13 protein-coding genes are annotated in these 11970 nt (G+C 55.9%); 12 read left to right on the plus strand and 1 reads right to left on the minus strand.

Features of this window, described 5'->3' with window-relative positions; translation table 11 throughout:
• Positions 1 to 190: 190 nt before the first annotated feature.
• On the minus strand, positions 191 to 1693 hold the full coding sequence (gene proP / locus VSR74_RS19960) for a glycine betaine/L-proline transporter ProP (protein ID WP_347796308.1): 1503 nt from the start codon (positions 1691 to 1693) through the stop codon (positions 191 to 193).
• A gap of 778 nt (positions 1694 to 2471) precedes the next feature.
• Between proP and kdgT the strand changes: the two genes are divergently transcribed.
• The 12 genes from kdgT (at position 2472) to phnK (ending at position 11764) form a co-directional block, all read left to right on the plus strand.
• On the plus strand, positions 2472 to 3473 hold the full coding sequence (kdgT, locus tag VSR74_RS19965; RefSeq protein WP_347796309.1) for a 2-keto-3-deoxygluconate transporter: 1002 nt from the start codon (positions 2472 to 2474) through the stop codon (positions 3471 to 3473).
• A 150-nt stretch (positions 3474 to 3623) separates the two neighbouring features.
• The gene (locus VSR74_RS19970) at positions 3624 to 3959 is read left to right on the plus strand and encodes a zinc ribbon domain-containing protein YjdM (protein ID WP_347796310.1); all 336 of its coding nucleotides are present in this window, start codon (positions 3624 to 3626) and stop codon (positions 3957 to 3959) included.
• Between the two features lie 125 nt (positions 3960 to 4084).
• Positions 4085 to 4525 carry a VOC family metalloprotein YjdN gene (gene yjdN / locus VSR74_RS19975; protein WP_276222062.1) on the plus strand — a complete coding sequence of 147 codons (441 nt, stop codon included), beginning with the start codon at positions 4085 to 4087 and terminating at the stop codon, positions 4523 to 4525.
• Between the two features lie 131 nt (positions 4526 to 4656).
• Positions 4657 to 5445 carry a phosphonate ABC transporter ATP-binding protein gene (gene phnC, locus VSR74_RS19980; RefSeq protein WP_347796311.1) on the plus strand — a complete coding sequence of 263 codons (789 nt, stop codon included), beginning with the start codon at positions 4657 to 4659 and terminating at the stop codon, positions 5443 to 5445.
• Between the two features lie 24 nt (positions 5446 to 5469).
• Positions 5470 to 6486 (plus strand): phosphonate ABC transporter substrate-binding protein, encoded by a 1017-nt coding sequence (gene phnD, locus VSR74_RS19985; protein ID WP_347796312.1) that lies wholly within the window; start codon positions 5470 to 5472, stop codon positions 6484 to 6486.
• A gap of 61 nt (positions 6487 to 6547) precedes the next feature.
• Positions 6548 to 7327 carry a phosphonate ABC transporter, permease protein PhnE gene (gene phnE, locus VSR74_RS19990; protein ID WP_347796313.1) on the plus strand — a complete coding sequence of 260 codons (780 nt, stop codon included), beginning with the start codon at positions 6548 to 6550 and terminating at the stop codon, positions 7325 to 7327.
• A 20-nt stretch (positions 7328 to 7347) separates the two neighbouring features.
• The gene (gene phnF, locus VSR74_RS19995; RefSeq protein ID WP_347796314.1) at positions 7348 to 8073 is read left to right on the plus strand and encodes a phosphonate metabolism transcriptional regulator PhnF; all 726 of its coding nucleotides are present in this window, start codon (positions 7348 to 7350) and stop codon (positions 8071 to 8073) included.
• Positions 8074 to 8526 (plus strand): phosphonate C-P lyase system protein PhnG, encoded by a 453-nt coding sequence (gene phnG, locus VSR74_RS20000; RefSeq protein ID WP_347796315.1) that lies wholly within the window; start codon positions 8074 to 8076, stop codon positions 8524 to 8526.
• Positions 8523 to 9107 carry a phosphonate C-P lyase system protein PhnH gene (gene phnH, locus VSR74_RS20005; RefSeq protein WP_347796316.1) on the plus strand — a complete coding sequence of 195 codons (585 nt, stop codon included), beginning with the start codon at positions 8523 to 8525 and terminating at the stop codon, positions 9105 to 9107. Before phnG ends, phnH begins: the two co-directional genes overlap by 4 nt.
• A complete protein-coding gene (phnI, locus tag VSR74_RS20010; RefSeq protein ID WP_347796317.1) occupies positions 9107 to 10171 on the plus strand; it encodes an alpha-D-ribose 1-methylphosphonate 5-triphosphate synthase subunit PhnI in 1065 nt (354 codons plus the stop codon). Before phnH ends, phnI begins: the two co-directional genes overlap by 1 nt.
• A complete protein-coding gene (phnJ, locus tag VSR74_RS20015) occupies positions 10164 to 11009 on the plus strand; it encodes an alpha-D-ribose 1-methylphosphonate 5-phosphate C-P-lyase PhnJ (RefSeq protein ID WP_000002283.1) in 846 nt (281 codons plus the stop codon). Before phnI ends, phnJ begins: the two co-directional genes overlap by 8 nt.
• Complete coding sequence (gene phnK, locus VSR74_RS20020; protein ID WP_347796318.1) at positions 11006 to 11764, plus strand: phosphonate C-P lyase system protein PhnK; 759 nt, start codon at positions 11006 to 11008, stop codon at positions 11762 to 11764. Before phnJ ends, phnK begins: the two co-directional genes overlap by 4 nt.
• Positions 11765 to 11970: the final 206 nt, after the last annotated feature.

Below are 11970 nucleotides of genomic sequence, written 5' to 3' on the forward strand. Positions count from 1 at the left end.
ATTTTACAACCCGAAAGGGGGAATATTTACCTTCATCGTGAACATATAAATTAAACAAATAATTAATGGTAACTCACACATATAAATAATTATATTATGTAAGAAATAATAAAAATGTAATTATATAAATTATGCAAATAAAAAAGCCGGGTAAGACTGACGTCTACCCGGCTCGGTGAACCGCTAACGGTTAATCGTTAATTTTCGGATGCTGCTGCACCAAACGAGAACGTTGCTCCTGAAGCGTCGCGATTTCCGCGTCGATATCTTCGATCTTATGCTCGATGTTATCGTGATGCTCCTGCAGAATTTCACGCGCCTCTTCAATATCCGATGCCGCAGGCGTCGCACCTTTCAGCGGACGGTTGGCTGTCTCTTTCATAGTGAGACCGGTAATCAGACCAATAACCGCAATCACCATCAGATAGTAAGCCGGCATCATCAGGTCTTGAGATGTTTCCACCAACCAGGCGGCGATTGTCGGCGTCAGGCCGGCAATCAGTACGGAAATATTAAACGCCGCAGCCAGCGCGCTATAACGGATATGTGTCGGGAACATCGCCGGAAGCGACGAGGCCATCACGCCAGTGAAGCAGTTCAGGATCACCGCCAGCAATAGCAGGCCAGCGAAAATCAGGCCAATCACGTTACTGTTAATCAGGATAAAGGCCGGGATAGCAAACACCAACAGCGCCACACTGCCGATAACCACAAATGGACGACGACCAAAACGGTCACTCAGCAATCCCATGACCGGCTGCACAAACAGCATCCCAATCATGATGGCAATGATAATCAGCACACCGTGATCTTCAGAATAATGAAGGTTATGCGACAGATAGCTCGGCATATAGGTAAGAAGCATGTAGTAAGTCACGTTGGTGGCAATCACCAGACCGATACACGCCAGCAGACTACGCCAGTGCTTCGTGGCGATTTCCTTAAAGGAGACTTTTGGCCCGTCCTGTAACCCTTCACGATCGCCCTGCTCCAGCTTCTCTACGTGCTGCTGGAACGCTGGCGTCTCTTCCAGCGCATGGCGCAGGTAGAGGCCGATAATCCCTAACGGCAAGGCAATAAAGAACGGAATACGCCAGCCCCACTCAAGGAAGTTTTCCTCACCGACGACGGTCGAAATCAGAACCACGACGCCCGCGCCCAGCACGAAGCCCGCAATGGAGCCGAAATCAAGCCAGCTTCCCATAAAGCCACGCTTACGGTCTGGTGAATACTCCGCGACGAAGATAGAAGCACCGGTGTACTCACCGCCTACCGAGAAGCCCTGCGCCATTTTACATAACAGCAGAAGCACTGGCGCCCAGATACCTATAGAAGCATATGACGGAATCAGACCGATACAGAAGGTACTGATCGACATAATCACAATGGTGATCGCCAGAATCTTCTGACGGCCATATTTATCGCCAAGCCTGCCGAAGAACAATCCCCCCAGCGGACGAATCAAAAAGGGTACGGAGAACGTTGCCAGTGCGGCAATCATCTGTACGCTCGGGTCTGCTCCCGGGAAGAAGACTTTACCTAAGGCGTAGGCCACAAAGCCATAGACACCAAAGTCGAACCATTCCATAGCATTACCGAGCGAGGCCGCGGTGATGGCTTTACGGAGCTTGGCATCATCGATAATCGTGACATCACGGAGCGTGATCGGCTTTACTTTTTTCCTTCGAAGCATGTGTATTCCTCATTTACTGTCGCCTTAAACGCACACCCTGTGGGGTCGAACAGCGTGCTGTTCGGATGGTGTACGGAGGAGTCGGGAAAATGCAGACTCCTGTTATTCAAGCGTAGCAGGTTTGCTTGTACCGCCTCACACTTCGGCATGACTCTCGCATTCGCGATAGCCTCCGGTGCAATCAAACCTGTTGACGCCTGTATCGGCAAAATACAGGTGGTTAAAAAATCCCCGAATTGTCAGTTCCGGTTTGGACTCAGCTCTTTTACCCTACCAGCGTTTAAATTTGTGATCAACTTCGCAAATAAATACCCACTGTTGTTAAGTTGAGTAGAAATTCGTAAATAAGTTCAATCTTATTCGTTTTTTACGTCAAATCATCTCCCCGCATTGTTACCGAAAACACTCTAAAAAATGTCAAATAACCAGGGTAATAATTACCGATATTATTATTTACATAAGATAATTCTCACCAAACTAATTCACAAAAATTTCACAGCCAATTTGGCCTCGCCCTCGAAATCTACGATTTCATCAAAATATGTGATCTGTATAACTAAAACACTGTTTTATTTTCATTGAATCATAATTCCAGTAAATGCATCATAGTTTCAGGAGCAGCACTGTTGGGCTTTTCAGGGAGACATTCTCCCTCGTTGTACCCACCGCGCTCCGGCCGCATGGACAGAGACGCCCGCAGAAAACAAGCGGGTAACTGCTTGAAATTATTATTCTTAACCTCTTCCATCTTTCTGGAGATGAGAAGCGAGGATGCAATATGAAAATTAAAGCCACAATGGAAAGAATCCCAGGCGGGATGATGCTAATCCCCTTACTGCTGGGGGCAGTTTTAAATACCTTCGCGCCAAATACCGGGGAATATTTTGGTTCTTTCACTAAGGGAATGATTGGCGGCACGGTGCCCATTCTTGCCGTCTGGTTCTTCTGTATTGGTGCCTCTATTGATTTACGCGCAACCGGAACCGTATTACGTAAATCCGGTACGCTGGTGCTGACCAAAATTGGCGTAGCCTGGATTGTGGCGCTGATTGCAGCGATGTTTATTCCAGAAAACGGTATTCAAACCGGTTTCTTTGCAGGTCTCTCGGTGCTGGCGATTGTTTCCGCCATGGATATGACAAACGGCGGTCTGTATGCCAGCCTGATGAACCAATATGGTACAAAAGAAGAGTCCGGCGCATTCGTACTGATGTCTTTAGAATCAGGCCCGCTGATGACCATGGTAATCCTCGGCTCTGCCGGTCTGGCCTCTTTCGAACCACACCACTTTATCGGTGCCGTCCTGCCGTTCCTGATTGGTTTCACTCTCGGCAACCTTGACCACGACCTGCGTAGCTTCTTTAGCAAAGCCACACCGGTGCTGATTCCGTTCTTCGGTTTTGCTCTGGGCAACACCATCAATCTGAACGTAATTATGGATACCGGCCTGTTGGGTATCGCCCTGGGTGTTGCGGTTATCATCATCACCGGTATCCCACTGATTATTGCCGACCGCGTTATCGGCGGCGGTAACGGTACGGCGGGTGTGGCGGCCTCCTCAGCGGCAGGCGCAGCGGTCGCTAACCCGGTCATCATTGCCCAGATTAACCCATCGTTTGCCCCGGTTGCCGCTTCGGCAACGGCGCTGGTCGCCGCGAGCGTCATCGTCACCGCGATTCTGGTGCCTATCATCACCGCACTGTACGCCAGACGATTCGGAAAAGTGCCCGCCGTTGAGAACAACGCCAAAGCAAGCCTCTCTCAGGCTGCACACCACTAACGTCCCACCCCCTCTTCGGAGGGGGTTTCTGTTTCCTCTCCTGAATAACGCCGACAAAAGTGTGGTTTTGCGCTATCATTAGCGACTGTTTGCGGCATTATGCCGGTTTTTAGGGGCTTATTGCCCTTTCGCACTTTTGAGGAAATCCCCATGTCATTACCCCACTGCCCGAAATGCAATTCCGAATACACCTATGAAGATAACGGCATGTATATCTGCCCGGAATGCGCACACGAATGGAACGACGCCGAACCCGCACAAGATAACGACGAGCTGATTGTGAAAGATGCCAACGGCAACCTGCTGGCCGACGGCGACAGCGTCACCGTCGTGAAAGACCTGAAAGTAAAAGGCAGCTCTTCGATGCTGAAGATCGGCACCAAAGTGAAAAACATTCGCCTGGTTGAAGGTGACCACAACATCGATTGCAAAATCGACGGCTTCGGCCCGATGAAGCTGAAATCTGAGTTTGTGAAAAAGAACTGATTCAGATTGCCGGATGACGACGCTATGCGTCTTGTCCGGCAACCTTCCCCCACACCCGCCCCGCTTAGCCCCCTTCACAGACACGCACTACACTTAACAAGCTCTTCTTACCTGAGGTAACGATTATGCCGTTAAGTCCCTACATTGCTTTCGCCGGAAACTGCGCCGATGCCATCGCCTACTATCAACAGACGCTGGGTGCGGAGCTGCTCTACAAAATCACCTTTGGCGAAATGCCGAAAGATGCGCAGGAAAGCAGCGATGGCTGCCCCTCCGGCCAGACCTACCCTGAAAACGCTATTGCCCACGCTAACCTGAAAGTTGCGGGAAGCGACATCATGATGAGCGACGGCGCGCAAAGCGGAAATACTGGTTACAGCGGTTTTACGCTGGTGCTGGATACCCAGGACGTCAACGAAGGAAAACGCTGGTTCGATAGCCTGGCGGCAGAAGGCCAGATTGAGATGGCCTGGCAGGAGACCTTCTGGGCGCACGGTTTCGGCAAAGTCACCGACCGCTACGGCCTGCCCTGGATGATCAACGTCGTCAAACAGCCTGGCGGATAAACTCTGCGGGAGGCGCGTCCTCCCGTTGTCATCATTTTCGCCTTAACTCTTCATCTTCACGTCACTCACGCTTAACTCAACTGTCACAAAACTTCGCCACGATGGAGCCACTTTTTCAGAGAGGCTCCAGCATGCAAACGATTATCCGCGTCGAACAACTGAGCAAAACCTTCAATCAGCATCAGGCGCTGCATGCGGTTGATCTGAACATTCATCACGGTGAGATGGTGGCTCTGCTTGGGCCGTCCGGTTCCGGCAAATCCACCCTTTTACGTCACTTAAGCGGCCTGATTGTCGGCGATAAAGCGCCGGAATGTCGGGTTGAACTGCTGGGCCGAACTGTTCAGCAGGGTGGACGCCTGGCGCGTGATATCCGCAAAAGCCGCGCGCACACGGGTTACATCTTTCAACAATTCAACCTGGTGAATCGCCTGAGCGTACTGGAGAACGTGCTGATTGGCGCGCTCGGCAGCACGCCGTTCTGGCGCACCTGTTTTAGCTGGTTCACCCGCGAGCAGAAACAACGGGCGTTACAGGCGCTGACCCGCGTCGGCATGGCGCACTTTGCGTACCAGCGCGTTTCCACGCTTTCCGGCGGCCAGCAGCAGCGTGTGGCGATTGCCCGCGCATTGATGCAGCAGGCGAAGGTGATTCTGGCCGATGAGCCTATCGCCTCGCTGGATCCGGAATCGGCGCGCATCGTGATGGACACCCTGCGCGACATCAACCAGAAAGACGGCATCACCGTCGTGGTGACGCTACATCAGGTGGATTACGCCCTGCGCTACTGCGAACGCATCGTCGCTCTGCGCCAGGGACACGTCTTCTACGACGGCAGCAGCCAGCAGTTTGATAACGAACGTTTTGACCATCTCTACCGCAGCATTAACCGCGTCGAAGAGAGCGCGCAGGCTGCCTGACATCCCCATAAATGAGGAAAGGAAATGAACGCGAAGATAATTGCCTCGCTGGCTTTCACCAGCATGTTCAGCCTCAGCACCCTGTTAAGCCCGGCTTATGCCGAAGAGCAGGAAAAAGCGCTGAATTTCGGCATTATTTCAACGGAATCACAGCAGAACCTGAAACCGCAATGGACGCCGTTCTTGCAGGATATGGAGAAAAAGCTGGGCGTAAAAGTGAATGCTTTCTTCGCGCCTGACTACGCGGGCATTATCCAGGGTATGCGCTTCAACAAAGTGGATATCGCCTGGTACGGCAATCTTTCGGCGATGGAAGCGGTGGATCGCGCCAACGGCCAGGTCTTCGCCCAGACGGTGGCGGCGGATGGATCGCCAGGATACTGGAGCGTGCTGATCGTCAACAAAGACAGCCCGATCAACAACCTGAACGATCTGCTGGCGAAGCGTAAAGATCTCACCTTCGGTAACGGCGATCCTAACTCCACCTCTGGCTTCCTCGTTCCCGGCTACTACGTCTTCGCTAAAAACAATATCTCCGCCAGTGACTTCAAGCGCACGGTCAACGCCAGCCATGAAACCAACGCCCTGGCCGTCGCCAATAAGCAGGTCGATGTGGCGACTAACAACACCGAAAACCTCGACAAGCTGAAAACCTCCGCGCCGGAGAAGCTGAAAGAACTGAAAGTGATCTGGAAGTCGCCGCTGATCCCCGGCGATCCGATCGTCTGGCGCAAAAATCTGTCCGAAACCAGCAAAGACAAGATCTACGACTTCTTTATGAACTACGGCAAAACGCCGGAAGAGAAAGCGGTGCTGGAACGCCTGGGCTGGGCGCCGTTCCGCGCCTCCAGCGACCTGCAACTGGTGCCGATTCGTCAGCTCGCGCTGTTTAAAGAGATGCAGGGCGTGAAGGGTAACAACGGTCTGAACGCGCAGGACAAGCTGGCGAAAACCACCGCTATTCAGGCGCAACTGGATGATTTAGACCGCCTGAACAATGCGCTGAGCGCGATGAGTTCAGTGAGTAAAGCGGTGCAGTAATGTGCTCGATCGGTCCCCTCTCCCACAGGGAGAGGGAGAAAACACAAACACGGAGCCAAACATGCAAACCATCACCATTGCCCCACCCAGGCGTAACTGGTTTTCGCTATTTAGCTGGGCCATCGTCCTCGCCGTACTGGTCGTCTCGTGGCAGGGCGCTGAAATGGCCCCGCTCACGCTGATTAAAGACGGCGGCAACATGGCGACCTTCGCCGCCGACTTCTTCCCGCCGGATTTCAGCCAGTGGCAGGATTACCTCGCTGAAATGGCCATCACCCTGCAAATCGCCGTCTGGGGTACCGCGCTGGCAGTGGTTCTCTCCATCCCCTTTGGCCTGATGAGCGCCGAAAACCTGGTGCCCTGGTGGGTCTACCAGCCCGTGCGCCGTCTGATGGACGCCTGCCGCGCCATTAACGAAATGGTCTTTGCCATGCTGTTCGTGGTCGCCGTCGGTCTCGGCCCGTTCGCTGGCGTGCTGGCGCTGTTTATCCACACCACCGGCGTGCTCTCCAAGCTGCTTTCCGAAGCGGTGGAAGCGATTGAACCCGGCCCGGTGGAAGGCATCCGCGCTACCGGCGCTAACAAGCTGGAAGAGATCCTCTACGGCGTGCTGCCGCAGGTGATGCCGCTTTTAATCTCCTATTCGCTCTATCGCTTCGAATCCAACGTCCGCTCGGCCACCGTGGTCGGCATGGTCGGCGCAGGCGGTATCGGCGTCACCCTGTGGGAAGCGATTCGCGGTTTCCAGTTCCAGCAAACCTGCGCCCTGATGGTGCTGATTATCGTCACGGTCAGCCTGCTGGATTTCCTCTCCCAACGGTTGCGTAAGCACTTTATCTGATTAGCGAGGCATTGATTTCTATGCACTTGTCTACACATCCGACCAGCTATCCAACACGCTATCAGGAGATAGCCGCAAAGCTTGAACAGGAACTTCGTCAGCACTACCGCTGTGGCGATTACCTGCCCGCCGAGCATCAACTGGCGGCGCGCTTTGAAGTGAACCGCCACACCCTGCGCCGCGCCATTGACCAACTGGTGGAAAAAGGCTGGGTACAGCGCCGTCAGGGCATCGGCGTGCTGGTATTGATGCGCCCGTTCGATTACCCGCTCAACGCCCAGGCGCGTTTTAGCCAGAACCTGCTGGATCAGGGTAGCCATCCCACCAGCGAAAAACTGCTCTCAGTGCTACGCCCCGCCTCCGGCCACGTCGCGGATGCGCTGGGGATCACCGAAGGCGAGAACGTTATCCACCTGCGCACCCTGCGCCGGGTTAACGGCGTCGCGCTCTGTTTAATCGATCACTACTTCGCTGACCTCACCCTCTGGCCGACACTGCAACACTTCGACAGCGGCTCGCTGCACGATTTTCTGCGCGAGAAAACGGGGATCGCGCTACACCGCACTCAGACGCGGATCAGCGCCCGCCGCGCCCAGGCCAAAGAGTGTCAGCGCCTGGAAATACCTAATCTGTCGCCGCTGCTGTGCGTGCGCACCCTTAACCACCGTGACGGCGAAAGCAGCCCGGCGGAGTATTCCGTCAGCCTGACCCGCGCCGACATGATTGAATTTACTATGGAGCACTGAATGCACACAGATACCGCCATCCGCCAGCACTGGATGTCCGTGCTGGCGCACAGCCAACCGGCGGAGCTCGCTGCCCGCATAAGTTCACTGAACATCGCGGCGGAATATGACGTGATCCGCCCCCCGGAAACCGGCCTGGTGCAAATACAGGCTCGCATGGGCGGCACCGGCGAACGCTTTTTTACCGCAGACGCCACCCTTACCCGCGCCGCCGTGCGCCTGAACGACGGCACACTCGGCTATAGCTGGGTACTGGGACGGGATAAACAGCACGCCGAGCGTTGTGCATTAATCGACGCTCTGCTCCAGCAAACATCACATTTTCAAAACTTATCAGAAACCCTTATCGCCCCGCTGGACGCTGACCGCATGGCGCGCATCGCCGCACGTCAGTCTGAAGTGAACGCCAGCCGGGTCGACTTCTTTACGATGGTTCGCGGAGACAACGCATGACCCTGGAAACCGCTTTTGTTCTTCCCGTGCAGGATGCCCAGCACAGTTTTCGTCGCCTGTTAAAAGCCATGAGCGAGCCGGGGGTGATTGTCGCCCTGCATCAGCTCAGACGCGGCTGGCAGCCGCTGAATATCGCCACCACCAGCGTGCTGCTAACGCTTACGGATAACGACACCCCGGTGTGGCTTTCCGCCTCACTCTGCAATGATATCGTCAGCCAGAGCCTGCGTTTTCATACCAACGCGCCGCTGGTCAATCAACCGGAACAGGCGACCTTCGCGGTCTCTGATGAGTCGATTATCAGCGAACAGCTTAACGCCCTTTCCACCGGAACGGCCGTTGCGCCGGAAGCGGGCGCGACGCTGATTTTACAGGTCGCCAGCCTGAGCGGCGGGCGCATGTTGCGCCTCACCGGCGCGGGCATTGCCGAAGAGCGCATGATCGCCCCGCAGCTACCGGAGTGCGTTCTTCACGAACTCACCGAACGCCCACACCCGTTCCCGCTGGGGATTGACCTGATCCTGACCTGCGGCGAGCGCCTGCTGGCTATTCCGCGAACCACTCATGTGGAGGTGTGCTGATGTACGTAGCCGTGAAAGGGGGAGAAAAGGCGATCGACGCCGCCCACGCCCTGCAAGAGAACCGACGCCGGGGCAATACGGATTTGCCTGAACTGAGCGTCGCCCAGATTGAACAGCAGCTTAACCTCGCGGTGGATCGCGTGATGACCGAAGGCGGCATTGCCGACCGCGAACTGGCGGCGCTGGCGCTGAAGCAGGCCAGCGGCGATAACGTCGAAGCGATTTTCCTGCTGCGCGCCTACCGCACGACGCTGGCGAAACTGGCGGTCAGCGAGCCTATCGACACCACAGAGATGCGCCTCGAACGCCGAATTTCAGCCATCTATAAAGATATACCCGGCGGGCAACTGCTCGGCCCAACCTACGACTATACCCATCGTCTGCTCGATTTCACCCTGCTGGCCAATGGCGACGCGCCGACGCTGAACATCAGCGATAACGAGCAAGCGCCTGCGCCTCATGTCTTCAGCCTGCTGGCGCGCCAGGGACTGGCAAAATTTGAAGAGGACAACGGCACGCCGCCCGATGACATCACCCGCACGCCGCCAGTCTATCCCTGTTCACGTTCTTCCCGCTTGCAGCAGTTAATGCGCGGCGATGAAGGCTATTTGCTGGCGCTGGCCTACTCCACCCAACGCGGTTACGGGCGTAACCACCCGTTCGCAGGCGAAATCCGCAGCGGTTATGTCGACGTTGAAATTGTGCCAGAAGAGCTGGGATTTGCGGTGAACATCGGCGAATTGCTGATGACGGAATGCGAAATGGTCAACGGTTTTATCGACCCGCCGGATGAGCCGCCGCACTTCACGCGCGGCTACGGGCTGGTGTTCGGCATGAGCGAGCGCAAAGCGATGGCGATGGCGCTGATTGATCGCGCCTTACAGGCCCCGGAATACGGCGAGCACGCGACAGGCCCGGCGCAGGATGAAGAGTTCGTGCTGGCGCATGCGGATAACGTCGAAGCCGCCGGTTTTGTCTCGCACCTCAAACTCCCGCACTACGTCGATTTCCAGGCCGAACTGGAGCTACTCAAACGTCTGCAACAGGAGCAGAACCATGGCTAATCTGAGCGGCTACAACTTTGCTTACCTCGACGAGCAGACCAAACGCATGATCCGCCGCGCTATCTTAAAAGCAGTGGCGATCCCCGGTTATCAGGTACCGTTTGGCGGGCGCGAGATGCCAATGCCTTACGGCTGGGGAACCGGCGGCATTCAGCTTACCGCCAGCGTGATTGGCGAAAGCGACGTACTGAAGGTGATTGACCAGGGCGCGGACGACACCACCAACGCCGTGTCGATTCGCAACTTCTTTAAGCGCGTGACGGGGGTGAACACGACCGAGCGCACGGACGATGCGACACTTATCCAGACGCGTCACCGGATCCCCGAAACGCCGCTGACCGAAGATCAGATCATTATCTTCCAGGTGCCGATCCCGGAACCGCTGCGCTTCATTGAACCACGCGAAACGGAAACCCGCACCATGCACGCGCTGGAGGAGTACGGCGTGATGCAGGTGAAGCTGTATGAAGATATCGCCCGCTTCGGTCATATCGCCACCACCTACGCCTATCCGGTGAAGGTGAACGGGCGCTACGTAATGGATCCGTCGCCCATCCCGAAATTCGATAACCCGAAAATGGACATGATGCCTGCCCTGCAACTGTTCGGCGCGGGGCGCGAGAAGCGCATTTATGCGGTGCCGCCGTTTACCCGCGTGGAAAGCCTCGATTTCGACGATCACCCGTTCACCGTCCAGCAGTGGGATGAACCCTGCGCCATCTGCGGATCGACCCACAGCTACCTCGATGAAGTGGTGCTGGATGACGCCGGAAACCGCATGTTTGTCTGCTCCGATACCGATTACTGCCGCCAACAGAGCGAGGCGAAAAACCAATGAATCAGCCGTTACTTTCGGTCAATAACCTGACCCACCTTTACGCTCCGGGCAAAGGCTTCAGCGATGTCTCTTTTGATTTATGGCCGGGGGAAGTGCTGGGCATCGTCGGGGAATCCGGCTCCGGCAAAACCACGCTGCTGAAGTCCATTTCAGCGCGTCTGATACCGCAGCAGGGGGAGATCCAGTATGAAAATCGTTCTCTCTACGCCATGAGCGAGGCCGACCGGCGCCGCCTGCTGCGCACCGAATGGGGCGTGGTGCATCAGCATCCGCTCGACGGCCTGCGCCGTCAGGTGTCGGCAGGCGGCAATATCGGCGAGCGGCTGATGGCGACCGGGGCGCGTCACTACGGCGATATTCGCGCCACCGCGCAGCAGTGGCTGGAAGAGGTGGAAATTCCCGCCAACCGTATCGACGACCTGCCGACCACCTTTTCCGGCGGCATGCAGCAGCGTTTGCAGATTGCCCGCAACCTGGTGACGCATCCGAAGCTGGTGTTTATGGATGAACCCACAGGCGGGCTGGATGTGTCAGTGCAAGCGCGCCTGCTTGACCTGCTGCGCGGGCTGGTGGTGGAGCTGAACCTTGCGGTGGTGATTGTCACCCATGATTTGGGCGTCGCCCGCCTGCTGGCAGACCGTTTGCTGGTGATGAAGCAGGGGCAAGTGGTGGAGAGTGGATTAACCGACCGCGTGCTCGACGACCCGCACCACCCGTATACCCAGTTGCTGGTGTCATCGGTTTTGCAGAATTGAGTTGCAACATCGTGCGCGCTGATCCCCTCACCCCGGCCCTCTCCCCAAAGGGGAGAGGGAGAAAACGTGCCGTATTTAACACCGCGCACGATCAGTCCCCTCACCCCGGCCCTCTCCCCTTTGGGGAGAGGGCGAAAAACGTGCCGTATTTAACACCGCGCACGATCAGTCCTCTCACCCCGGCCCTCTCCCCAAGGGGAGAGGGA

The sequence above is a fragment of the Pseudocitrobacter cyperus genome, from assembly GCF_039889165.1.
GTDB lineage: Bacteria > Pseudomonadota > Gammaproteobacteria > Enterobacterales > Enterobacteriaceae > Pseudocitrobacter > Pseudocitrobacter cyperus.